Origin of the sequence: Mucilaginibacter angelicae (assembly GCF_042434235.1) — a bacterium.
GTDB classification, from domain to species: Bacteria; Bacteroidota; Bacteroidia; order Sphingobacteriales; family Sphingobacteriaceae; genus Mucilaginibacter; species Mucilaginibacter angelicae.
In genome coordinates, this window is the sequence record NZ_JBHLTS010000022.1 from 23,599 (window position 1) to 49,653 (window position 26,055).

A 26,055-nucleotide genomic window follows, 5' to 3' on the forward strand; every position below is an offset into this window, starting at 1 on the left:
TTTATCAATAGTCTTTTAATTTATCCCACCAGGTTTTTTTCAGTATAGCGATAGTAACCACCAATATGGCAATGGTAACTATAAGGGATGCTTTTTGTGACAATATCAGGTACATGGGCAATATGGTAAGGCAGCACTGTGTTATGGTGCCGATAACTACATTGAACATGTTAAGCTTAAAGTTTTTATTCGGCACAAATGACGGATCGCTCTCCATCACAATTGCCTTAACGGGGCCCCAAAAACCCCATGGCCTCACTGTTGTGTAAAACGATCTTAACACGGCCATGTCAGTTGGTGGCTTAGCGTACGAACCGATAACCGAACCCGCCAGCGAGATAACAAACAACACCGGGAACCAGTACAACAGTTGAACCGAAGGAATGATGAGCGAGAACGCCATTGCTGATAAGATCCCCGAAAGCATCCCGAAAAAAAAGCCGTTGGCATTAAAGCGCCACCAATGCCATTTCAATACGTTACTGGCTATGTAACCACCATAAAGTGCCGATACTATCCATTGCAACACGGTATTTACATCTTTCATAAAAAAGCCAAGTATCACGCCTACTGCTACTACAAAAACGCCTACCAGGTAATTTGCAGTAATGATCTTTTTGGTGGATGCCTTTGGGTTGATGTATTTAAGATAGATATCATTCACGATGTAAGCCTGCGCCGCATTCATAGTACCGCTGAATGTGCTCATGAAAGCCCCAAGCAAACCGGCCAGCAGCAGGCCAACCAAACCAACCGGTAAAAAGCTGTTGATCACCGCAGGCAAGATCCGTTCAAAATCGATAGTACCCTGGGCATCTTTTAAATCCATTTGATGATAAAAAAGAACACCCAATATGGTTAAACTCACAATAAGCGAGTAGCGGATAGGCAGCAATATGATATTTACGAAACCGCTCATTTTGCTGGCCTCTTCGGGCGAGCGGGTGGAAAGGATCTTTTGCATATCATAATTAGGTGCAGGCCCGGCCACTGCCGCGAAGAACCCTTTAAAGGTCATCATCATAAAAAACAGGCCAAACAGTGAATAACCATCTGCCTTGATCTTATTGTTTACCTCATTAATGATCCCTGTCCAGCTCAAGCCAAGGTTTGTACCGAAGAATGGGCTGTACCAGCCTTCGGGCACATTGAGGTGGTTTCCCTGCAATTTTCCGGCAGCTATAAAACTGATCCACACGCAGGCTACGGTCATGATGCCGTATTTGATCATATCGCCCAGCACAATACTGTGCATGCCGCCTATGATAGAATAAAACATGGCGAAAAGCGTAAATATAATCCCGTACACATGCGGTACATATTGAGGCGCTACGCTGAAAGGCACGTAAGCTTTAACCAAATCCCAGGGGATAAATATTTCAATGAACTTGCCTAAGCCAATAAACCCGTAAGCCAGAAACCCAAAGCAGCTTAGCAGCGCAAAAGCGATAACCACTACATTTGAACCCGTTACCCCAGGCCCGTTTTTACCAAAGCGGGTAGCCAGCCACTCGGCACCGGTTGCCGCGTTTGACCGGCGAAGCCAGCGCGACAGGTACATCATTAAAAATACCTGGTTAAAAACCGGCCACAGCCAGGGGATCCAGATGCTTTTCATGCCATAAACAAAGCACAGGCTTACCATCCACATGGTGCCGCTGATATCGAACATATCGGAGGCATCACTTAAACCCAGCTTATACCAGGGTAAAGATTTGCCGCCCAGCATATAGCTTTCCTTGTTTTCGCGGGCCTTTTTACGGTACCATAAACCAATAAAAATGGTGCTCAGCAGGTATAAAACTATAATGGCAACATCAAGTAAGTGTAACTTCATTTAATAAAATTTTATCTGAACCGGGATTTTTCGAATTAAATAATTACCAGAATTTTATAATCATGCTTTTTAAAATAGCCAAATGCAATAAGCATTCGGTTCATTCATTAATTCCAAAAATTCGGGTTCAGACATAATAATTGGCATTACTCAAAAATGAATTTATTATCAGCAATTTTATAATACTTTTTTAACCTTATATTTAACTTTACCGACACATTGGTACATTTTCAACCGGCGGCACAGTCAAATAAATACCGGTTAAATAAACACGCGGTTCCCGGTATAGGTCTCCCTGAATTCTTTGGGGATACACATCTTTTTACGCTTAAAGATCCTGTTGAAATTGGAGATATTATTGAACCCGCATTTGTAAGCAATTTCGGCCACGGTGGTTGTTGAGTCAATAAGCATCCTGGAAGCATGGCCAAGCCTGATCTCGTTCAAACTATCAATAAAGGTTTTACCTGTGCGCTTTTTAATAAACCTGCTGAATGAAGCTTCGGGCATGTTGGCAATTTTCGCTACTTCGGCAAGGGTGATCTGCTTGTTGTAGTTGATATTCATATGCTCAAACACTTTCTCAATGCGGCGACTGTTGTAATAAAACTTCTCGTTAGCAAAGCTTGGGTCCGACAGCATTTTCATGTTACGGGAGATAGACAGATCATGAAGGATAGATAAAAGCTCCAGCACAGAGTCGAAGCCATTTTTTTTATCCAGCTGCATAATCCTGTCCTTAAGCGCATAAATAGTCTCGGCCGAAAAGGAAATCCCCCGCTGCGAGCGCTCCAGCATGCTCTTCACAAAACTCAACTGATTGCGTTTCAGAAACTTTTCATCAAACAGATCTTTGTGAAACTGAATGGTAACCTCGGTTATATTTTCGCTCTGGCATTGGTGCGTAAACCAGGCGTGGTATAAATTAGGACCAATCAGCGCCAGCTCCACCTCCTCAATAACTTCAATATGGCCACCCACTACCCTTTTAGCCCCCTTGGCGTTGATAATTAAATTAAGCTCATACTCGTCATGATAATGAAGCGGAAAGTCGAACTTCTTTTTTACCCTCGAAAAAATAGTAAAACAATCACTTGGCGTTAGCGGAGTTATCTCGCGCATTACATTACTTGTCATCATAAAATCCCACTAAAATAAGTTTGCTAATTGATGATACTAATTTAACACTTTTATACTTACAAAATGTCAATCACACAATTAATTATTAATTTTTTGTTACCACATCGCTCATTATCGCCTTCACAGCAACATCATCAATTAAAAATGTCCCTGTAGCATAGCCCATTGCTAAAAGCAGTTTAAAGCGTACCGCGCCGACAGGTATCAAAACCTCTTTTGAAGCCAACTCCCAGGGATGATCACCGGTTAGTGTAACTATGTTCATGCCTTCGCCAACCTTTTTATCCGCTTTATCCAAAAACTCAACGCTGAAAACCGCGCCATTCCAGTCATCCTTCCCTTTCATCACGTTAATGGTTTTAAGCCACGCACTGATTTCAAGCTTGCCAGCCTTTTTAGGGATAATCACCTGCTGATCAATGCCAAGCCAGCTTGCAGCATTAGTAGCGATGATAGCACAGCTGCTTTTGCCCGTTTTTACATCCCATGGGGTAAGCTTAACACCACCGTCGTTCCAACCGTACATTTCATCTTCAAAACCACCGTTGGTTACCAGGTTCTTTTGGGCCTGTACTTTGCCTGCCAGCAGCAACAACAGTGCTATACAGGTTATTAAGCTATAAACTTTCATACTGTTAAATTTTGAAAGCAAGGGTCACCGCCGTTTACACCGCGGTGACCCTATAAAATTTAAATAAAGCCAAGGTCATCTACATAGAAGGTGGCTGGTGCCCCAACCCCCAATGTTTGGAAAGTAATTTCGGATATGGTTGCCGGGTTCCCCAAACTGCTCAACGGGATAGTAAAATCAGTATAAGCACCCGGTACAATGGTAAGCGGTACGGCCTTATCATAGCCACCATTTACCACAAGCTGTACCCTATCGCCGGTTTTGAAGTTTGCACCGCCGTAAATTGATACTTTTATGGAGGTTAAGCCCGATGCTGCAACGCTTAAGGTAGCACCGCCATAACCTAATTGCAATGCGCCGTAACCGTTATCAACATTAACAGCAATAGCATGTGTACCGCGTTTTACATGAGCTGTGCTGGCATAATCGCGGGTACTGCCGTAGCCATCATAGCCGCCTCCGTTACCGCCCCAGTACAGGGTAAGGTCATCGCCATAAATCAAGTACTTAAAGCCGAATGAAGCAGCAGACTTGGTTGTACCGCCCGCTGTTGTAACATATACATAAGCCTGAACAATACCGGCCGGTACTTTTACCTTTATTTCGGTAGTAGTTGGTGTGCCCACAATTTCGGCAGGGGTATCATCAAATTTAACGCTGATAACATCGTTGAACACACTCCCGGTTATGGTAACAATATCGCCCGCACCTGCGGCAAGCGGTGCAAACGAAGTAATTACCGGAGGCGGCTGCGCTATGCTGAAATCATAATCAACCTTGCCCTGTGTAGTGACAACCGTAAGCTTGTTTGACTGGCTTGGCCCGAAAGGCACATTTGAGCCTATGGTAACAATAATGGTTTTATCACTTACCAAAGCAGGGTTAAAATAAACCTCAGTGCCGTTAAAGTATACATGGGTAGTATTCAGCAGGTTTTCGCCTATGATAGCGTACTGGGTGTTTAAGCGCCCCTGTGTTACTGTCGAATCAAACTTAACCAGTTTGATATCGTCATAAATATTGGCCGAATCGAGGTTTACCGGGTGCGATACATTTTTAATGGTATCTGTTTTACTAACATACCTAACCCTGGTAATTTTAGGGGCGCCGGTGCCACCGGTACCCCTGTCGTTATATTTACGGCACGAGGCCATACCAAACACCATCAAAACCGACAGCATCCAGTAAAATGATTTGGATTGTTGAAATATCTTTTTCATGGTTTGATTATTTAAATACATAAGGTACCGGTGCGTCTTTTAATTTAGGGTTCGATGCTACTTCGGTAGCAGGGTATGGCAGCCTGAAATTGGCATCGCTAACAATTGAATTATATTCGTTACCATAACGCTGCGGTGGTGTGCTGTTATCGGATGTTCCCCTGTCCTGGTTTTTAATAATGCTTACGGCTATCGGGTGGGTAGTTACATTATAGCCATCCAACCTGCCCAAATCAAACCAGAAATCGTTTTCAAAAGCAAACTCACGTCTTCTTTCATCCAGTATATCGTCACGGTAAAGTTCTTTCGGTGTATTAGTTGGTGCTCCGGCCAGTTTAAGCGCAGGGTTTGCCAGGTAGTATCCACGTTTAATAGTTGTAAGGTTGCCCAAACCGGCCCTCGTCCTGATTTTATTAATGGCAGCCAAGGCCTCCGGATCACTGCTGGTTTTAGCACCGGCCATGATGGCTTCGGCTTTGATCAGGAATACTTCGGCATAACGCATCATGTAGGTATTGTTTGCGGCAGATTGTGCCGCACCTAAACCTCCGTTATCAGCAGGGGTACCAACTACATATTTTTTAACCTGGGCATGCGTACCCTGCGAGTTTGCGTTATCGGGCAGCGTGTAACCGCCAGCAGCCTGGTTTATTTCAGGATAATGATCGCCGGGAAGCATAATGGTCGCTTTCCTGCGCAAATCGCCTGATTCATACATATCCTGCAGATCAAAGGTTGGCGCAAGCACACCATAACCATCACCGGTACCGGTTATAATTGAATTGTATGCAAACGAAGCCTGCTGCGGGTTGCCTTTTCCGTAGCCGCCAGTGGCCGACCATTGTAATTGAATAATTGACTCTTCATTATTGTTATTAGCCGTCAGATACAAATCGGCAAAGGTTTTACCGGCTACATCAACACCATATAATTTAAACTCGCCGCTGCTGATCACCTTATTGGCTTCGGCAAGGGAGTTTTGATAATCCTGCATGTACAGGTAAACCTTGGCAAGCAATGCCGATGCCGATCCGCTGGAAACACGGCCGGATGATTTACCGCTCCGCGGCCCCATTTTGGTCAGGTTATCCTCGGCAAATTTTAAATCGTTAACAATAAATTTGTACACATCGGGGATAGGATTGGTATTGATCTGGTAGTTTGATACATAATCCAAACTATTTTCGATGATGGGTACCGGCCCCCATGTCCTTACCAAATGAAAATAAGCTAAGGCACGGAACAGATGTGCTTCGCCGAGGGCATTGTTTATTACAGCTTTATCAACCCCGGCGCCTACTTTTACAGGCAGGTTATTGATCAGGGCATTGGCCTGGGCTACTACAATGTACAACGAGTTCCATGCACCGCCCAACTCAAAGTTAGCATCGGTTACCGAAAAATTTTCGAAGTTCACCACATCCGATGAATAGGTACGGCCATTGCCGCCCATCAGCTCGGTTATTGACCAGCCGGCTTTACCACACCAGCCAAACCATACCGCGCTGTACAGGTCGTTTGTACTGGCAACCACCTGGTCGTTAGTTTTATAGTAATTATCCAAAGTAATGGCACTTTGGGGCGGACGATTAAAGAAGTCCTTTTTACAGCTACTTGCCGTAACACCTGTTACAACCGTAAGCCCTAATAAATATTTTATATATCTTTTCATATCAGGTATATCCAAAAATTAAAATTCAGCGTTAACTCCAAATGTGATGGTACGTGGTGAAGGGTACCTGCCGATATCAACACCATTTAAAAACGCATCCTGGTTTATTGACCCAATTTCCGGGTCGAGGCCTTTGTATGGTGTAAATACATACAGGTTTTGCCCGCTTACGTAAACTTTAAGACGGTTAAGCTTGATGTGCCTGATCCATGATACAGGCAGATTATAGCCAAGACTAACATTTTGCACCCTCAGGAACGATCCACTTTCGATAAACCTGTCTGAGTTTTTCAGGTTAGGGTTATCACCGCCGCGTGGGGCCGGGATATTTGAATTAGGGTTTTGAGGCGTCCAGAAATTACCTACTGAAGCCAGTTGGTTTTGATAAAGGCCGGATAATCCGCTGATAGAATAGTTAAGCACGTTAAAGATCTTAGCACCATATGATCCGTTAAGGAAGAACGACAGATCGAACGATTTATAACTGAACGAATTGGTGATGCCATAAGTAAATTTAGGGTTACCGCTGCCAAGGCTGGTTTGATCCGATTCGTCAATTTTGCCGTCATGGTTCAAATCCTTGTATTGAATATCGCCCAGCCAGGTACCTGCTGAGTTATTAGCCACTGCACGGCCGAACTGGATAGGCGCATTGCGCAGCTGATCTGCAGTTTTGAAAATACCCTGAACCTCGTAGCCATAAAACTCACCCACAGGTCCGCCAGCAACAGTACGGGTAACCGGTAACGACAGGAAGCTTACGCCAACACTTCTGTTGATGAACGGCACACCATTGGCAAGTGATACAACTTTGTTTTTATACTTTGAGAAGATCAGCGTAGTGTTCCACCTGAAATTGGTAGTGGCGATGTTTCTTGAATTAATGGTGAACTCAATACCGCGGTTATACAATTTACCACCGTTAACATAAGGCGGTGCAATTACACCTGTACCTGAATACTCTGCACTTTGACCTAACAGGAATGCCGGTAACGATGCCTGGAACAGGAAGTTTTTTGATGTTTTATCGAAATAGTCAACGCTGGCGTCAATCCTGCCGAATAAGGAGAAATCGATACCGATATCGGTTTGGATAGCTGTCTCCCAGGTGAGGTTAGGGTTTGCCACCTTGTCAATGGTAAAGCCGGTACCCAAACCTGTAGTTAATGAATTTAAAGCCGAGCCATACAAATAGTTAGGCACTGCCTGGTTACCAACCTGGCCGTAACCTACCCTTAGTTTAACATTATCGGCAAAGGTTTTTATACCTGCAAGAAAGGGCTCTTCAGATAAACGCCATGACACCGCGAACGAGGGAAAATAGCCCACCTGGTGGCCTTCGGCAAATTTTGATGACTTATCACGGCGGATGGTGGCTGTGATACTATACCTGTTGTTGTAGGTATATATTGCACGGGCAAATTGTGATTCGAGCGCCTGCCCGTCTTTATACTCGCCGTTAGTGGCAGTTTTTGCATCGCCCAGGTTCAGTGTTTTAAGGTCATTACCTAAAAAATTCTGAACACCGGCATCAACACCACCCCAGGTTGATTCGTTAACCTCATAACCTAACAAACCTGTCACACTATGTTTTTTACCGAAAGTGTGATTGTAGTTCAAATACTCCTGCCAGCCCCAGTAAACAGTATTGGCAATATATTCGTTAAGTTTTGCGGTTGGATTAACAAATAGCGGCCCGTAATTATATGATGGCTGGAAAACCTTAGCATTCGACCAGTTGAAATCGCCGTTTAACTGGCTTCTTAATGACAGATCGCGGGTAAATTTCATTTCGGCATACACACCGCCGTTAAAATTACTGCGTACCAGGTTATTGTAAATACTTAAAGCCTGGGCCACCGGGTTAATTTGCCCGCCCTGCTGATTGGCCTGCGGCAGCGGACCGGAAAACGATCCATCAGCATTGCGCACGGACTGGTCCGGGGCGCTTAACAAAGCACCGTAAATAACACCATTATTATCGCCAATTGACACATTTTGGTTGGAGCGGCTGCCGGATATGGTAGTACCCACCTTGAGCCAATCTTTCACCTGCGAGTTGATATTAGTACGGATGGTGTAACGGGTAAAATCGTTACCTAAAATTGTTCCCAATTGCCTTAAGTAACCACCTGAGATATAATAATCCGTACCTTCTTTACCGCCAGATATAGATACCTGGTGACTTTGCATCGGTGCATTCCTGAAAATTTCATGCTGCCAGTTGGTTCCGTTACCCAGCAGGCTTGGATCGGCAAACTCACCGCGTTTTTGAACACCAATTACATCAGCAAGGGCATTTTGCAATGCGGCGTATTGCTGCAGGTTCATCATCTTTAAAAACTTGCCCTGCTCCTGGTAACCGAAATAACCATCGTACCCCACACGGGCGCTGCCATTTTTACCGCGTTTGGTAGTGATGATAATTACACCGTTTGATGCCCGGCTACCATAAATAGCTGTTGCTGATGCATCCTTCAGCACATCGATAGATTCGATATCACTCGGGTTGATCAACGCCAGCGGACTTACCGCATTTTCATCATTATTGGTAGTAAGCTGTGGCGAACGGCCACTGGTTGATTTATTGGTAGCATCACCAGAAACCGGCACACCATCAATAACATAAAGTGGCTCGTTTGATAAGCTTAACGAAGTAACACCACGCACCCTAACCGAGGTTGAACTACCCGGAGCACCCGAGTTTTGGGTGATGGTTAAACCGGCAGCTTTACCCTGTAACAATTGATCAATACTTGGCTGCGGGATGTTGGCTATATCAGAAGCTTTTACTGATGATATAGCACCGTTAACATCCTGCCTCCTTTGCGAACCATAACCTATCGCCACCACATTAACATCGGTAAGCGCGGTAGTGGTTGATTTAAGGATGATAGTGAATGTTGTTTTGCTGCCTATCGTCACCTCTTGTTTTTCGGTACCTATAAAGGTAAAAACAAGCATTTTGGCGTTGGCCGGCAAGGTTAGGCGGAATTTACCGTCGACATCGGTAATCACAGTTGTCTTAGTATCTTTAACAGCAACTGTAACGCCTGGCAGGGTAACGCCTTTTTCATCTGAAACCGTTCCCTGCACCACCGTTCCCTGGTTTTGTGCCATCCCCCGGATGCACACAAACAATAAGGAGAACAGGAAGGCTATTCGTAGAATTTTTCCCATAATTGATTGTTAGTTAATATTTGATTTTATTTAGATTTTTCAGCTCTTATTATACAGACTGAATAAACCGCTCCTCCCCTTGCCTGATGCCCGATATGCAGGAAATAATTCCTCTCTCCCTACAATTGCAGCATCTGTTTCATCAATCAACATTGACGGTTTATCCTGTTATTAAATTGGTTTGTTAATTTTAGGTTTATATTAACCCTTGCCTTAGCAAATGATTGTGGTTAATATTGATTATAACGATGGTAAAATTATATGCAAGAAACAGCCCGGTTGTGGATAAATAGGGGCACAAATGTCAACTCATATTAAATAACTCATTATCAATTACTTAATGTTATTTATTGCTATAAAAAGGATATAATAGTTACAAATGTATACCCATTAATATGTTTCATGAAGATATTTTGGTGCGATAATAGTATCACCGAGAGCGATTTATTGGGAGGTAAAAGAAGGCGATTTTGAAATAGGAGAATTCCCGCCGTCGCTCGGCTTCAGCCGAGTGTCAGCTATCGTCCTCTGGTCGAAGTTTAGCGATAGCGTAACTTCGTCCTAAAATGTGTTAAGCTTTCAGCTTAACTCCAATGTGTATTTACTCTTCCATACTTATTATAACATACAACACGAACAAGCATTGCAGGCTTCGCAAGCAGGATGCTTGCCTTATTTTAGGACGAAGTTACGCTATCGCTAAACTTCGACCAGTAAAGGGTAAAAAGCATGGACTTGATGATATCGCTAAAGCTGGAAGCTTTAGTGATGCTACACCACGGGTTACGCTATCGCTAAACCCGCGGCAGTGAAATCCATTAATCCAGAAAATCTGTTTAATCCCGGTTCAGATCACTCCTGGTTCATAGCTTCCAGGTACTTTGACGGGATGCTGTTAAACTCGGCCTTGAAGGTGCGCACAAAGTATTTCTGGCTCTTGAAGCCTACTTTATGGCAGATCTGCGATATGGTAAGGTGACCGGTTTCAAGCAGCTGCGCGGCACGCTTGAGGCGCATGGATCGCACAAGCTCGTTAGGGGTTTTGCCGGTCATTTGCAGGATCTTTTTATAGAGGGTATAGCGGCTCACAAACATCTCACTGCTTAATTCCTCAACAGAGAAATTAGGGTTGGAGATATTGGCATCTATCAGCATCAACACTTTTTTGATAAACAATTCCTCCGGCGAATCAACCTGCAGCTCGGTAGGCGTAACATCTACTTGTTTTTGGTAGGTTTTGCGCATTTTTTCCTGCTGACTGAGGATATTCTTTATTTTGGAATGCAGGATCTCAAAATTGAAGGGCTTAGTCATGTAATCGGTGGCACCGGTTTCCAGGCCTTTAATCTGCTGTTCCTCCCCTGTTTGGGCGGTAAGCAAGATCACCGGGATATGTGATGTACGCGAATCACCCTTGATTTTACGGCACAGATCAATCCCATTCATTTCAGGCATACTGATATCGCTCACTATTAGATTGGGGTGCTGTGCCAGGGCCTTTTGCCAGCCCTTTTTACCGTTTTCGGCTTCAATGATATTAAAGGCATCCTTCAGGTTATCCTTAATGTAAAATCTAAAATCCTCGTTATCTTCTACTAACAATACCGTTGGCTTTTTTATATCACGGGTTTCTTTTTGCTGATTTGGTTTTACCAGGTCGGCATCAGTCATAAACTCCATACTATGCTGCAGATGGTATTCAGTATCGGTAAACAGCGTTTCGTCAACTTTTTGCAACGGTAATATCACTGTAAAACAGCTCCCCTGGTTATGCTCACTCTCCACATAGATCTCACCCTGGTGCAGCTTCACAAATTCCTTGGTAATAGATAAGCCTATCCCGCTCCCCTGGTTTAACATAGAACCGGGGATATCATGCTGAAAGAATGGTTCAAAGATGCGCTCCCTTTTATCAGCCGGGATCCCGATACCTGTATCCACTACCCTGATCTCTAACAAGTATTCATCATCCTCATCTCCATTCTTCAGGTTAAGCAGTACGCTTACCTGGCCACCCTCATGCGTAAACTTGTAAGCGTTTGAAAGCAGGTTAAACAGGATGCGCTCAATTTTATCATGATCAAATCTGGTAACAAACTCGTCTGCATCTGTATCAAAAACAAACCTGATATGCTTTTGATCAGCAATATCGGTGAACGACCATGACAGTTCTTTAATAAAACTGATGATGTTTCCTGATCGCTTATATAGCTTAAGCTCCTGGTATTCCATCTTTCTGAAATCCATCAGCTGGTTAACCAAATTAAGCAGGCGCCTGGCGTTACGGGTAATCATGGTAAGCTGACGCCGGGTTTCGGGCTCGCTCACTTGTTTCAGGATCTTATCAACCGGGGCCATAATAAGCGATAGCGGCGTACGGAACTCGTGGCTTACATTGGTAAAAAATTTGATCTTCATCAGGTCGAGCTCGTGCATACGCTGGGCTTCCTCGCGTTCTTTTTCAATGGAGAATTGCACCCTCAGCTTTTTGATCCCCCTTTGCCTGAAATAAAACAGCGCGCCTATACCCAGCAAAGCATAAACTACATAAGCCCAGGTAGTTTTCCAAAATGGCGGCAGAATCCTGATGTGCAGGGCTATTTCTTTTCCGTTCCAAAACTCATTACTGGTTGCCCGCACTTTAAAGGTATAATCGCCCGGTTCAAGGTTGTAAGTGGCTTTACGGAGTTTGTTATCAACCGAAATCCAGCCATCATAAAAACCTTCCATTGCATATTGCAGCTTTACCTTATCGGGATTAAAGAAGGTGAGCGCGGCAAATTCAATCGAGAAAACATTTTGATCGTAGTTAAGTACTATTTCCCTAAGCTGGGAAATTGATTCGGGCAATATCACCCTGCTGTTAACTTTTTCACCTACGCCCAAACTTTTATCAAACAATTGAAAATCGGTAAACAGTAAGGCCGAACTGCTTTTATTAAAATGCAGGGTTGATGGTTTAAAAATATTAAAGCCATTGCCCCCTCCAAAAATCAACTCTCCTTCGCGGGTTTTTACTGATGAATTTTCAGCAAACTCGCGTCCCTCTAAGCCATCTGCTTCATTATAATTGATAAAGTGGAACTGCAGTTGAGGTTTACTCCTGTCAACAATAATGTTCGACAATCCGTTTGGTGTACTTACCCAAATATTATGATTTTCGTCTTCCCTGATATCTATCGTAGTATTATCAGGCAGACCGTCCTGTTTGGTAAGGGCGGCAAATTTCTTTGTAATCGGGTTAAAAATATTAAGCCCTTCGCGGGTGCTGATCCATATCAGCCCCCGGCTATCCTCCAAAATATTATTGGTATTGTTATTTACAAGGCTATTAGGATCTTTATCATCATGCAGGTAATGAATAAACTTATTTTCCTTTTGCGCCAGCATATCAACACCATAGGCTGTTACTACCCATATGTTTTTACGCCGGTCTTCAAGCAGGGCACTTACATAGTTGGAGTGAATGGTATTTTTGCTAATATCGCCATCAAATTTATAGCTCGCTACTACCTGCCGGTTCCGGTCGAGCTTATTTAGCCCTGCCGAAAGCGTGCCTACCCAAAGGTTTTGATCACTATCTTCCATGATAGAACAGATCCTGTCTTCAGAAATACTGTTTGCTATACCATCATTATGTTTATAGTGTTTAAAAGTTTTGCCATCGTAACAGTCCAACCCTCCGTAGTAGGTGCCTATCCATAACTTTTGCTCATGGTCAATATACAGGCAAACTATCACATTATTGGTGAGGCTGTTTTTATCACCTGCATTGTGCAGGTATTGCTTAAAGCTGCCGGTTTTACGGTTCCAGTAAATAAGGCCGCCGCCGTTTGTACCTATCCAGATATTGCCGAGTTTATCTTCGGCAAAGTTATTTACATCGCTAAAAGGTAAGCTATTGGGATCGCTGAGGTGATGTGTGTAACCCGCAAACTTGATAATACTTGGATGATAATAGCTGAGCCCCCTTTTGTAAGTGCCACACCATACAATACCCGAGTAATCCCTGTAAACACAGGTTACGCTGTTTTGCCCAACGGTTTTATTATCATCCTCGCGGTTAAGCAGGTAACTCAATTTAAAATTCTGCTTATCAAGCAGGTTGATACCCCCATGATCGGTTGCTATCCACATCCGGTTTTGGTCATCCTCTGCCAGGTCTGATATTACATCTGTATTCAATCCGGTACCGGCCGGGCCTTTACCTATGTGCTTAAAGATACCTTTTTGCATATTGAGGTAAAACACCCCCGATGAGTAGCTTGGCACAAACACCCAGATATCGTCCTGCCTGTCGATATATATTTTGTACGATGAGCTCAGGCCGGGGGGCAGCTCACCCAAAGCTTTACGGTAGTTTACTTTGTAAGTAACCGGGTCAAGCCTTTCCAAAACGCCTGTACTGGATACCAGCCATATGCCCTTTTTTGAATCGACAGCAAGATCGGTAACCATGTTAGTGAAAATGGAACTTCCATCATTATCCTTGTGTACTAAATTAATTAACCGGGTTGTTTTGGGATCATATTTAAACACGCCCTGATTTTTATTGTGGTGCAAAAACCAGAAATTACCGAACCTGTCGTTTTTAATAGCTGCTATATAAGGGTCATACAGTTTTATTTTGTACAGGAAATCTTTAACATTACGGGTAAATTTTTCGGTAGCGGGATCATAAATATTAAACCCCATCCGGGTTTCAATCCATAGCTTATTTTCGGGCCCGGGGGTTATGCTAACAATGTAATCATCATCTAACGTAGTAGTATCACTGCTGGCATGCTTAAAAGTTTTGATCTTGTAACCATCATACTTATTAAGTCCTGATAGTGTACCAAACCACATAAAACCTTTGTTATCTTTATAAACGCAGTTTACCTGGTTATGCGATAACCCGTTATTGATATCAAGCCTTGAAAACTGAAATGGATTTGATTGTGCGCTTAAAAATGCCGGTAAATACAGCATAATAAGGCAACATATCAAAATTTTACACTTCATTAACTATATTTTAGGGGCTGCGTTACGCTATATAAATTTTAACTTTTAGGTTTGCAGGCAAATAAGTTTAAACATTTAACCCAAATGGTCAAAGGTTTATTTAGCCGTAATTTAATCTGCCATTAACACTGTATTTGATAATTTGCCCGCTTAATACCGGCGTGGTTTTGGCCGGCCTTTTGCTAAAACATCTATAATTGGTTTATTACCAAATGTACTTTTAATACAGAGGTAAGATATAATACTTTTTTTACAATATTTAATTTTATATTAACAAAAACGTTTAAAATCATTGTTACAAACAACAAAATAAAGCATTGATACATAATACTTTTATTTCATTTTACTAATCAGTCAAAAGTTTTTAAAACGATTTAAAAAGTTATCAAAAGTGTTTTAAATGAAATAAAACAACGTACGGCAAACAAACTCCGACAGGTTTTGTAGAAATAACCGTATATTAATACAAGTACCTATTGAATGGACAATACGCAAAGCATAACAAAGCATACAAATAGATTCTCAAAGCTTAAGCAAAGCCTGAGCGACTTTTTTTTATCGCTTTACAGGATAAACCAGTTTATCTTCCGTTTTTTTAAGGAGGCCTTTGTACCGCCTTTTGAATTTAAGGAAGTTGTACGCCAGTGTTATGAAGTAGGCGTACGTTCATTTACGCTGATATCGGTTACAGGTTTTATTGTGGGTGTGATATTCACAAAACAATCAAGGCCGTCATTATCACAATTTGGCGCCGAATCATGGCTGCCTTCGCTGGTATCTATAGCTATTATGCGTGCGCTTGCCCCACTGGTTACTGCACTCATAGCTTCAGGAAAAGTAGGTTCAAGTATCGGTGCCGAGCTGGGCTCCATGCGGGTAACCGAGCAGATAGATGCTATGGAGGTATCGGGTACCAAACCTTTTAAATACCTGGTATGTACCCGCGTACTGGCTACCACGCTTACAATTCCTATTTTATCAACTTATACAGGCTTTGTGGCCTTGTTTGGCGGTTATTTGAACGTTACCCAAAACGAAGGCACCACCTGGACAACCTTTATACAGGAAGTTTTTGAACCCCTAACGTTTACTGACTTTGTGGCATCGCTCATAAAATCAATTGTATTTGGTTTTACCATTGGTATTGTTGGCTGTTACCAGGGCTATAACTCAAACAAAGGCACCGAAGGCGTGGGTAAAGCGGCAAACGGCGCAGTAATTACTGCTATGTTCCTGGTATTTATTGAAGAAGTTATTATTGTACAGATAACAGGCTGGTTCCGCTAATTAATTGAGATATGAAGAAAGCAGCAGTACAGGCAGATCATAGTAACCCGGTTATCAGCATCAGGGGCTTAAAAAAAGCTTTCCAGGATTATGCCGTGCTCCGTGGTATCGATCTTGACCTTTACCAGGGCGAGAACCTTGTTGTACTTGGCCGTTCGGGTACAGGAAAATCGGTACTGATCAAAATTATATCAGGCCTGCTTAAGGCCGATGAAGGTGTGGTGAAAGTATTTGACCAGGATATCACTCACATTAGTGAAGATGAACTGCAGAAGCTGCGCATCAGGATAGGGTTTTCATTTCAAAACAGCGCACTGTACGATAGTATGACCGTGCGCAAAAACCTGGAGTTCCCGTTGGTACGCAACAAACGCAACCTTACCCGCGGAGAGATCAACACCTCGGTTGAAACTGTGCTTGATGCGGTTGGTCTTTCACAAACTATCAACCAGATGCCTTCTGAGCTTTCGGGTGGGCAGCGTAAGCGTATCGGCATTGCACGTACGCTGATCCTCAACCCCGAGGTTATGCTATATGATGAGCCAACAGCAGGCCTTGACCCTATAACCTGTATTGAGATCAACGACCTGATCAATGAGGTACAGCAGCGTTACAATACATCATCCATCATCATAACACATGATCTTACCTGCGCCAAACAAACCGGCGACAGGATAGCTATGCTCTTAGACGGGCAGTTTCAGCGTACCGGTACTTTCGACGAGGTATTTGATACTAACGACAGCCGGGTGAAACCTTTTTACGATTATAATTTTATTCAATAACAGCATTTAGATAAGATATACCATTATCATGGATCCAGCAGAAAACAGAAAATCGATCATAGTAGGCATATTCCTGGCACTTGGCCTCATATTGTTTATATTGGGGGTATTTACCCTGGGCGGTCAGCAAAAAGCCTTTGTTAAAAATATAAAGTTAAGCTCGGTATTTACTGATGTTGCCGGCTTAAAGAAAGGCAACGCAGTTTGGTTTTCGGGCGTTAAAGTTGGCACTATCAGTGCTATCAAGTTCATTGGCCCCTCAAAAGTTGAGGTTTATATGAATGTTGACGAAGCCACTCAGCAGTACATTCGCCGCAATGCGATGGCCAAAATTGGGTCGGATGGTTTGATAGGTAATAAACTCATCGTAATTGAAGGCGGCAGCGCGCAGGCCCCGGTAATAGAAGATGGTGACATACTGCAATCAGAAAAAATGCTCTCCACTGATGATATGCTTAAAACCCTGCAGGACAATAACCAAAACCTGTTAGCCATCACCAACGATTTTAAGTCGTTAAGTCACAACATACTGCAAGGCAAAGGCACAGTTGGTGCCCTATTGGCCGACAGTACCATGGCCATACAGCTGCGCAGCGCTATGCGTAACCTGCAGGCCACCACCCAAAGCGCTGCTTTGATGGCGGTACAGCTTGATCAGTTTAGCCGTAAAATGAATACCAAAGGAGGGCTTGCCGATAAAATGCTTACCGATACCACAACCTTTGCCCAAATTAAACAGGCGGTAACCCAGTTGCAGCAAACGGCTACAAATGCTTCAACGCTTACCAGCAACCTTACCAAAGCAAGCAACAAGCTTAACAGTACCGATAACGCCCTTGGCGTATTATTGAATGACCAGAAAGCGGCAGTACAAACACAATCGGCAATTAATAACCTGCAGGCAGCATCTATCAAATTAAATGATGATCTTGAAGCAGCACAGCATAACTTTTTGTTACGTGGTTTTTTCAAAAAACGCGATAAAGCAAAAGCTGATAGCTTGAAAGGGAAGCAGTAGCCCCCTCTAATCTCCCCCGGAAGGGGAGACACAAATTCTTTTCAAGTCCCTCTCCCCCGGAGAGGGATTTAGGGTGAGGCTAAAAAAAATGCGTTCCGTATCTCACCCCGGAACGCAATCTCGACAACATCTCAAAGCTATCGATCAACTAAATCAGGTTAAATCTCACCCTGTATCTTATTATACACGCATATCGTGCCATTGTTTTAAATAATTAAAAATCAGCACATTAAACAAATTCAAGCTTTTTAAAATGTCCGTTTATGTACATGTAATGTTCCATTTCAGATCAGATGATTTTATTCACTCCCGGTATCTTCACCAGGATCAGCGATAGTAAAAAACTGCCTGCTACAGCCAGCGGACCAACAATCAGCAATTTAAAGCCTGGATCAATCGGCCAGCCTATGGCAATTACCGAAAGCGAGATCAACACCAGCGGATGAAAAATATATACCCCAAATGCAGCCCGCGACATACTTTTCCCTAATATCGATTGCCCGCTCCACCTATGTTTTGCAATGATCAATAAGGCGGCCATGATAAAAACACCAGTCAATTGTTCCCAGCAGGCATACATTAGCGATTGCCAGTGTCCCTGCCCGCTCAAACTTTCAATAGAACTATGAGTGCTTTCCTTCACAAAATAAAGTACCGGAAACATTACTAAAATCATGAAAGCTGCCAGCCAGGCAAACAGCCTGCCCGTTTTGATATCAAATCCGCTGAGCCAGTTATTTCGTGATGCTATTACCCCCACCCAAAACATGGCTATATATTGTGGAAAATGCCCTAACTGAAAACCAACCGGCTTAAGCACCCATCCTACCGGGAAAACTATCCTTACGCTGTATGAAGCCATTCCCAATCCGGCAGCAAACAATACAATAGCCAAAGCTGACGGTGCCTTTCCTGCTCCGGGCTTTTGGGGCTTTACCAATGCACTGATCAGCACAAAAACCAAACTGAATAATAACAGTGCTGCCACAAACCAAAGCACTCCAAAATTTATCCATCCATCAAAACCGCTTAGGTATTGAAGGTAGGTGATCTGATGTCCATCGGCAAAACGGTAAACTATATAGCTTAACACCGGCGACAGGATAAACGAGTAAAATAACAACGGGATCCCTAAACGCTTTAACCTATCGACAGTAAAACGCGCGGCACCTTTTTTTTGTAACGATGATGCCGAAAAGTAGGCCGAAATAAAAAAGAAAAACCCCATAAAAAACGACTGGTTTACAGCCACAAACAAGGTCATAGGAATAAGTGCTCCTGTGTGCGTGGTTTTATCGGTAAAATACCAGCCGCCTGGTGCCCCATAAGTAATAAAAGCATGATGCAGCACTACTAAAATAGTCAGCGCAATTTTTAAATTATCAATGTACAGCAACTTTGATGCGGCTGAATACTTGACATTGTTTTCGACAGGAGGTGTACCGGTTAATTGCATAGGCTGATTTGCAGTGATTTTCAATTAATAAGACACCAAAAAATTTTACATGTTACACCCTGATCAATATCTTAATAAATTATTGTACCAATTACATACAACATGCAGAAGTGTGAAATTCAACCCTTATTTTCACGCTTTTTTGCACAATTTTCATTTAACCTGTAACATAATTTTTCTATATTTGGTTGAATACTAAATTTATACTATTTTATTTGACCCCAATTTGAACCCGCAGTTACAAATATCTGCACCTCTGGCCCAGAGCAAGTTGGCGGCCGCACGAAACCTGTATAACAGTTACGCTGCAAAGCTTTTGGGTTATATTTTTGAGGTGGTACAAAACAAATTGATAGCTGAGCAGTATCTCGCAGCTGTTTTTAACGATGTACCAAACGAGATTGAAGAACTTTCAAAAGCTGGTGTAAACGTGCTTTGCCGTCTGCAAGTAATGGCACGCCAAAAACTGGCTAAGTTTTTTGAAACCCTTGATAATGACACCGACAGGAAAGCCTGGCAAAATATGCCCTGGGTAAACAATAAATACATTACCCTGATGACACCATTGCAACAACAGGTTTTTTGCTGTGTTTATTATCAATGTAAAACAACATCGCACATTGCTGCAGAACTGAACAAAACTGATGAAGAAATAAGAAAAACGTTAAAAGAATGTTTTACCATTATCAGGAACGGGAGGAACAATGAAAGAGTACATTGATAGCGGCATACTTGAAGTTTTTGTAATGGGCGCAGCTACCAACGAGGAAGTAAAGGAGCTGATGTACATGAAGGCTAAGTACCCCGAAGTAGATGAAGCCCTGAAACAACTGGAAACGGATATGGAAAAAATTGCCGCTAATATGGCTGTTGCTCCTCCACCGGGAACCTGGAATAAGATAGAAGATGAGATCAACGAACTCATCCGCCGCGAGGAAACACAGCCGGTTAAATTCAAAACAGATTATGGTTATAATAACCGAGAAAAGGCTGCTCCTGCTGAGCAGTTCATTTCGATAGAATCGGAATCGAACCATATGCGCCTCCATAAATCATGGCGCTGGGTATTTGCCGCCGTGTTTGTGTTAGGAAAGATATTTTTAGGTTTTGCTATATATTTTTACCTCGAAAACCGCCAGGCACAGCAACAATTGCAGGAGTTAAAAACTGAGATTAAAGAGTTGAAGAAGTAGAGGTTAGAGGTTAGAGGTTGGAGATTAGAGATTAGTTTTTTTCAAACAATATTGAGGCATTCTTTTGGATGCCTTTTTTGTTGCTTATTAAAGCATTGGGGTCTAACTTTATCTTATGGAAAATGATTATATAATCAGTGTAAAAAAGCAGTTCGCCTATTATAAATCATTGGGCGAAAAAACGTTTGAACAGCTTACCGACGAGCAGTTATGCTGGCAGTACAACCCCGAATCAAACAGTGTTGCCATGATCGTGAACCACCTATCGGGCAATATGATTTCCAGGTGGACAGATATTTTCACCACCGATGGCGAAAAACCCAACCGTAACCGTGAAGCTGAATTTGCTCCCTCCAATCTTACCCGGCAAACTGTATTAGCTACATGGGAACTGGGATGGAAATGCCTTTTTGATACACTTGATGGGTTAACTGGCGATGACCTCAGCAAGATCATCTATATCCGTAACCAGGGGCATACCGTTATGGAAGCCATTAACCGGCAGCTGGCCCATTACCCCTACCACGTTGGGCAGATAGTTTTTTTAGGCAAGATGCTTTGCGATGAAAGCTGGGCTTCATTATCTATCCCCAGGGGAAAATCTGAAAATTACAATGCCGATAAGTTTGCCAAAGAGAAACGGAAGGTACATTTTACGGATGAGGAGTAGCAACGTTGCAAACCGCCAAATTATAAAATCGTCATTGCGAGGCACGAAGCAATCCCCGACTGTACAGAGCGGATCTGCATAGCTACTCTGCTAATAGGGGATTGCTTCGTACCTCGCAATGACGCGTATTTTGTTTCACCCTAAAACAAAAAGGCATCCCCTCGCGGGATGCCTTTGCAATTGATCGGTTTAGGTAAAAAGCCTCGTCAATTATATCAGTTTAGCCGGATCATAAAGTGCAACCACTTTCGTAGCTCTCAATCTCTAATCTCCAACCTCTGATCTCTTAAATAAAGTTTAGGTATAAAGAACGTATGCTCTTTGGCCGGAGACAGGCTACTGATCACCTATCTCCAACCGCTGATCTCTTCAGTAAAAAGGTTTAGGATTTTGAGCTATTTGTACTCTTCCTCAAAAATCTCTAATCACAAACCTTAACCATGATGCATAATTTGCAGGGATTTCATAATCCATCTGCAAATTTTATGCACAGGTATTTAACTATTCGCCTTTAGTGGTGGCACCGCCTTTACCCTGGTTTTCATTTTGCAGTTTTTTCAGCATTTCAGTGCCTATAAGTGCATCTATCATACCGTTACCGCCGCCTTCTTTACCACTTACCAATATCTCAGGCACCAACCTGATGCCGGCGTTGGCCAGGGCTTCGGCCACACGTACTATGGCGTATTGTTCGGTACCCATGGCTTCGGTTTTTTGTTTGGTAACCTCAGCTTCGGCCATACCTATCGCTTTGATCTTGGCACCTTCGGCCAAACCATTCACCTCTGTAGCGTTAGCATCGGCTTTGGCATTCACAGTTTTCGCTTCGGCATCTGCCTTAGCTATCGTGATCCTTACCTCAGCATCGGCCTTGGCGTTGATGGTTTTGGCTTCGGCCTCACCACGTGACGCGGCAACCCTCGAAGCGGCCATCTGGGTGTTGATCTCAACCTGGCGGGTTGATTTCACTACCTCCGGCTGCATATCGGCACCGGCACGGGCGCTTTCAAACTCCTTACGTTCAATTTGCGCATGGCGCTGAATTTCGTAAGTAACCTTTTCTTCTTCGGCCAGTTTACGGTCGGTAAGGGTTTTCATCAAGGCAGCAGGTGGCACAATGTCGCCTATCAGGGTATCCACACCAATTACGTTGTAGGTTTCCAGTACCCTGCCAATGTGCTCGCGGGCATCGGTTTGCCTTTGGATACGATTGGCTAAGAAGCCGATCACATCACTTTTTTGGGCCGAGTTACGGAAGTAGTTGGCAATGGTTGGCTCCAGTACCTGTGATACCAGGTTTTTCATTTTACCAAACCTTGCTATCACTTTTGGTGCTTCGTTACGCGGCACGTGGATGATCTGTGACACATCAAGGTTGAAAGTAAAACCATCGCTTGACCTCACCGTAATGGTACACAGGTTTTTATCCAACTCGTGCGATTCGGTACGGCTATCGGCCCAGTTAAGCACGATGTTGGTTGTAGGCACAATTTCAACAGCGTGGGTATAAATGTTTACCGGGTGCTTACCAGGGTCAAGCGGTTCGTCCCAAACACCTTTTTCGTTCCGTTTAACAATATTACCATGCTTAAAGTTATCGCCGCTGGTATCCTTACCTTCAGGCCCTACGAACGAGTTCACAACACCTACATAACCAATAGGGATGTAAATCATATCTACCTGTTCAACACTCACAAACCAGGGGTTAAGGTAGTAGGTACCCGCCAGGATCACATCCTCCTGCAAACCTTTGCGGCCGCCGGCAGTGATAAAGGCAATTGGGTCCTGGTAGTTTTTGTGCCCCGCAACTGATTCGCCGGCTATCTCGCCTTTGTTCAACGGTTCACCATCCAAAGTGGTAATAATACCTACCTTATTTTCATGGATCTGGGTGATAGGAACCATCTCAATATCAAACAAAAAGGTATTGATACGGTAGCTACCCGGTGTAAGGAAAGCAGCCTGCGGGCCTTTTTGACCATTGTTATCCAAAAATGCTACCGCATCCTGAAATTTATCACAGTCAACCGGTTTACCCAGCACACGGCCGGTATCAAACGGGGCACCATCCTTAGCTTTTACCAGACCCAGCTTATTTTGCTCAATGATGGTAAAAGGCTGCATGATAATGGTATACTGCCATGGCCACATTTTCCAGTACAAGCCAGGCGCAAGACCGCGGCCCTGCATACCAGCTTCGCCTTTGGTGGCAATGATACGACCATCGGGCAGGCGGCTGTTGCCTGTAAGGGCAAACTTCTTGATCACCAGCCCGATACGGTCGTCAGGTACGATAACCATACCAAAAAACACGCGCAAAACAAATTTGTACATCAGCAATAACACTATGACGGGTATAACCCACCACAGACTAACAATTAGATTGTCCATTTTTTTAAAGATTGTTTTTGATTTTTTTAACGGAACCCTTAAGGTGCGGGCCCTCACAATACTTATAGCTTACCTGGAAGAGTACCTTGGCTATATAGTGTCATTAAGACAGTTGCAATTATGCTTTGTTACGAAAAATCTTAAAAATATTTTGCGGGCAGCGTCAAATCCATGTAATTAATTGATACACAGAAAGTAAATTTTATAATGGTTTTTCAAAAAACATTTAACAAGCAGCATAGTTAAACAGGTATCATATTGTTTAATGAAAACTTAACATTACCGCTATGAGCATTCCTAACAACACCAAAAAAGAAGGCACCAAAGCAGGTTCAACAAAAGCGGAGGGGCAAAAATCCAAAGAGATCAAAACCGAAGGCCCTTTAAGTGAAAAGGATGAAGTAAAGCAGGCCGAAGAACGGATCAAAAAAGGGTTGAAAAAATAACCGGCTTAATAATCTCCCGCCTCCTCACGCTTTCAATTTCAAAAGCAATTGTATAGTTTTATCCAAACATTTTATGTTATGATAAAACAAGGCTTTTTATTGCTTGCTGTTGTAGCACTTTTTATAACATCATGCAAACCTACGGTTTCGGTTACTACACTTACCGGCAAATGGAAGTATGTAAAAATTGAGCACCCTAATGCCAGTCCGCCGGATACTGTAAAACAAGCTGAGTTAGATGCAAACGTGCCTTACATCCAGTTTACGCCCGAAATGAAGTTCCTGATAGTTTGGGGTGGCAAGTTCCTGTCGCATGGCAGTTTTACGCTTAACGGCAGTAATATGAATATAACAGAGAAACTACCTGATGGTAAAACCCGCGATTTTGTTTTTTACGTTTCGGAACTAACCGAAAACAAGATAGTTTTTGAAAGCACCGGCCCCGATGGCTCAAAGGTTACGGCTTTAAGGGCAAGTAAATTTTAACGGGGCCTCCGCTCCCGCAAGGCCGTGTCTTGTAGGAACCATGTTATGCCATCGCCATTGTTGGTGACAACATAACAGCTGTTCGGAAGATGAAATTATTTCTTAAAAAGCATGTCATTGAGCGTAGCGCGGCAATCTCGTAGCCAATGCATGTACGATCTGTAGAGCTACGAGATTGCTTCGTCGTTCCTCCTCGCAATGACATGGTTTTTTAATCAACATTTTCAATTGATCTGCATCTTCCGAACACCTGTGATGACAACACCAACAACGGAATAGCGACTTAATATTGTTTATACTCTGCAGAGTATAAACGTTGCAAACGCTGCCACAAGGCAAGTAATTTTAAATCCTGCGAATCCTGTGATCCTAAAAATCAAGGTTCTTAATGAGCCACCAAAACATCCCCACTGGCTTCAACCTTGTGTTTTATAAACCGTTTACCAATAAATACAATTAAAAGCGCCAAAATTGATGAAGCTGCCATAACCGCGGCCATGGGCAATGAGCTATGCTGTTTGATTACCGAAATACCGATAGATGACAAAGCGCCCACAGCCATTTGCGAAGCACCCAAAATTGCAGAAGCCGAACCGGCATTTTTAGTAAAAGGGGCAAGAGACAGTGCAGATGTATTTGGGGCACAAATGCCAACACAACAAAGCACTCCAAATATCATAGCAATGGTACCGCCTATCCCAAACCAGTGATTTAACGAGCCTGCAAAAAACACTATCGAGATAATTACCATCAAAATAAGTGATGCACCAATCATTTGTTCGCTTTTATATTTTTTCATCAGCACACTGTTAAGCTGGCTTGAGCCAATAAAACCAACCGAAAGTCCGGCAAAGATCCATCCGAATTGCGTTTCGCTTACTTTAAACCCCTCAATGAATACAATAGGCGATGATGAAACATAGGCAAACAAACCTGCGAATGCAAATGCGCCGCCGATGGCATAGGTTACAAACTGGGCATCCTTTAAAACCGTTATAAAGTGGCCTATAATCGGCCCAGGCTTTAAAGAGTAGGAAGGATCGGGCTGGTAGCTTTCGGGCAGCCAGAATATTACGGCCAGCAATATCAGCACCGCTATAATTGTTAATACCAGGAAAATAATCTGCCACTCAAAAGCCGCGGTGATATAACTGCCTACCGTAGGGGCCAGCATAGGCGATGCGCCAAGCACCAGTATCAACAATGAAAATACTTTGGCATTATCTTCAACCGGGAAAAGGTCGCGCACCATAGCCATGGCCGCCACGCTTGCCGCACAGCTGCCTACCGCCTGGAAAAAACGGAGCATGATGAGCATTTCGAGCGATGAAGAAAAAAAGCAACCCATTGATGATACAATGTAAAGGCCAAGTCCCCAGTATAGCGGCTTTTTACGGCCGAACCTGTCAAGTAAAGGGCCATAAAGCAGCTGTCCGGCAGCAATGCCTATAAAATAGCTTGATAAAGACAACGCCACCTCATCGGTACTTGTATTCAGGTATTTGGCTATTGCTTTAAAACCCGGCAGGTACATATCGATAGAAAAAGGGCCAAGCGCCGTAAGTGAACCTAATATGAGGATGAGTACAATATATTTTTGTTTAGTCATATGTGTGTTAGTTGATGGTTCATGGATGAT

18 protein-coding genes are annotated in these 26,055 nt (G+C 43.2%); 8 read left to right on the forward strand and 10 right to left on the reverse strand.

Features of this window, described 5'->3' with window-relative positions:
- Positions 1-4: 4 nt before the first annotated feature.
- The 7 genes from ACFFGT_RS12450 to ACFFGT_RS12480 form a co-directional block, all read right to left on the reverse strand.
- Positions 5-1,837, reverse strand: coding sequence for a sodium:solute symporter family protein (locus ACFFGT_RS12450; RefSeq protein ID WP_377022863.1), 1,833 nt, complete (start codon positions 1,835-1,837; stop codon positions 5-7).
- Between the two features lie 261 nt (positions 1,838-2,098).
- Entirely contained in the window at positions 2,099-2,977 is an 879-nt protein-coding gene (locus ACFFGT_RS12455) for an AraC family transcriptional regulator (RefSeq protein WP_377022864.1), read from the reverse strand.
- Between the two features lie 85 nt (positions 2,978-3,062).
- A complete protein-coding gene (locus ACFFGT_RS12460) occupies positions 3,063-3,608 on the reverse strand; it encodes a carbohydrate binding domain-containing protein (protein ID WP_377022865.1) in 546 nt (181 codons plus the stop codon).
- A gap of 59 nt (positions 3,609-3,667) precedes the next feature.
- Entirely contained in the window at positions 3,668-4,828 is a 1,161-nt protein-coding gene (locus ACFFGT_RS12465) for a hypothetical protein (protein ID WP_377022866.1), read from the reverse strand.
- Positions 4,829-4,835: 7 nt separating this feature from the next.
- The gene (locus tag ACFFGT_RS12470) at positions 4,836-6,500 is read right to left on the reverse strand and encodes a RagB/SusD family nutrient uptake outer membrane protein (protein WP_377022867.1); all 1,665 of its coding nucleotides are present in this window, start codon (positions 6,498-6,500) and stop codon (positions 4,836-4,838) included.
- Positions 6,501-6,518: 18 nt separating this feature from the next.
- Positions 6,519-9,680 carry a SusC/RagA family TonB-linked outer membrane protein gene (locus tag ACFFGT_RS12475; RefSeq protein WP_377022868.1) on the reverse strand — a complete coding sequence of 1,054 codons (3,162 nt, stop codon included), beginning with the start codon at positions 9,678-9,680 and terminating at the stop codon, positions 6,519-6,521.
- Positions 9,681-10,532: 852 nt separating this feature from the next.
- Positions 10,533-14,651 carry a two-component regulator propeller domain-containing protein gene (locus ACFFGT_RS12480; protein ID WP_377022869.1) on the reverse strand — a complete coding sequence of 1,373 codons (4,119 nt, stop codon included), beginning with the start codon at positions 14,649-14,651 and terminating at the stop codon, positions 10,533-10,535.
- A gap of 513 nt (positions 14,652-15,164) precedes the next feature.
- Between ACFFGT_RS12480 and ACFFGT_RS12485 the strand changes: the two genes are divergently transcribed.
- From ACFFGT_RS12485 to ACFFGT_RS12495, 3 genes are read left to right on the forward strand one after another with little or no spacing between them, the layout of a single operon-like run.
- Positions 15,165-15,971, forward strand: coding sequence for an MlaE family ABC transporter permease (locus ACFFGT_RS12485; RefSeq protein WP_377022870.1), 807 nt, complete (start codon positions 15,165-15,167; stop codon positions 15,969-15,971).
- Positions 15,972-15,982: 11 nt separating this feature from the next.
- The gene (locus ACFFGT_RS12490) at positions 15,983-16,756 is read left to right on the forward strand and encodes an ABC transporter ATP-binding protein (RefSeq protein WP_377022871.1); all 774 of its coding nucleotides are present in this window, start codon (positions 15,983-15,985) and stop codon (positions 16,754-16,756) included.
- Between the two features lie 28 nt (positions 16,757-16,784).
- A complete protein-coding gene (locus tag ACFFGT_RS12495) occupies positions 16,785-17,774 on the forward strand; it encodes an MlaD family protein (protein ID WP_377022872.1) in 990 nt (329 codons plus the stop codon).
- Between the two features lie 289 nt (positions 17,775-18,063).
- Here the strand turns inward: ACFFGT_RS12495 and ACFFGT_RS12500 are convergent, their stop codons facing one another.
- Positions 18,064-19,254 carry an acyltransferase family protein gene (locus ACFFGT_RS12500; protein ID WP_377022873.1) on the reverse strand — a complete coding sequence of 397 codons (1,191 nt, stop codon included), beginning with the start codon at positions 19,252-19,254 and terminating at the stop codon, positions 18,064-18,066.
- 202 nt (positions 19,255-19,456) lie between these two features.
- On the opposite strand from ACFFGT_RS12500, the gene ACFFGT_RS12505 reads away from it, so the two are divergent.
- From ACFFGT_RS12505 to ACFFGT_RS12515, 3 genes are all read left to right on the forward strand, one after another.
- The gene (locus ACFFGT_RS12505; protein WP_377022874.1) at positions 19,457-19,951 is read left to right on the forward strand and encodes a hypothetical protein; all 495 of its coding nucleotides are present in this window, start codon (positions 19,457-19,459) and stop codon (positions 19,949-19,951) included.
- Positions 19,935-20,423 (forward strand): hypothetical protein, encoded by a 489-nt coding sequence (locus ACFFGT_RS12510; protein WP_377022875.1) that lies wholly within the window; start codon positions 19,935-19,937, stop codon positions 20,421-20,423. The genes ACFFGT_RS12505 and ACFFGT_RS12510 overlap by 17 nt, the downstream gene beginning before the upstream one ends.
- Before the next feature lie 115 nt (positions 20,424-20,538).
- Positions 20,539-21,093: a DUF1572 family protein gene (locus ACFFGT_RS12515; protein WP_377022876.1), complete on the forward strand. Its 555-nt coding sequence runs from the start codon at positions 20,539-20,541 to the stop codon at positions 21,091-21,093.
- A gap of 501 nt (positions 21,094-21,594) precedes the next feature.
- On the opposite strand, the gene ACFFGT_RS12520 is transcribed toward ACFFGT_RS12515, so the two are convergent.
- Positions 21,595-23,484, reverse strand: a complete 1,890-nt coding sequence (locus ACFFGT_RS12520) for an SPFH domain-containing protein (protein ID WP_377022877.1) — start codon at positions 23,482-23,484, stop codon at positions 21,595-21,597.
- 287 nt (positions 23,485-23,771) lie between these two features.
- Here ACFFGT_RS12520 and ACFFGT_RS12525 point away from each other — a divergent pair, with 287 nt between their 5' ends.
- Both ACFFGT_RS12525 and ACFFGT_RS12530 read left to right on the forward strand, forming a co-directional pair.
- Positions 23,772-23,930 carry a hypothetical protein gene (locus ACFFGT_RS12525; RefSeq protein WP_377022878.1) on the forward strand — a complete coding sequence of 53 codons (159 nt, stop codon included), beginning with the start codon at positions 23,772-23,774 and terminating at the stop codon, positions 23,928-23,930.
- A 78-nt stretch (positions 23,931-24,008) separates the two neighbouring features.
- Positions 24,009-24,416, forward strand: coding sequence for a hypothetical protein (locus ACFFGT_RS12530; protein WP_377022879.1), 408 nt, complete (start codon positions 24,009-24,011; stop codon positions 24,414-24,416).
- A 385-nt stretch (positions 24,417-24,801) separates the two neighbouring features.
- On the opposite strand, the gene ACFFGT_RS12535 is transcribed toward ACFFGT_RS12530, so the two are convergent.
- Complete coding sequence (locus ACFFGT_RS12535) at positions 24,802-26,025, reverse strand: multidrug effflux MFS transporter (RefSeq protein ID WP_377022880.1); 1,224 nt, start codon at positions 26,023-26,025, stop codon at positions 24,802-24,804.
- Positions 26,026-26,055: the final 30 nt, after the last annotated feature.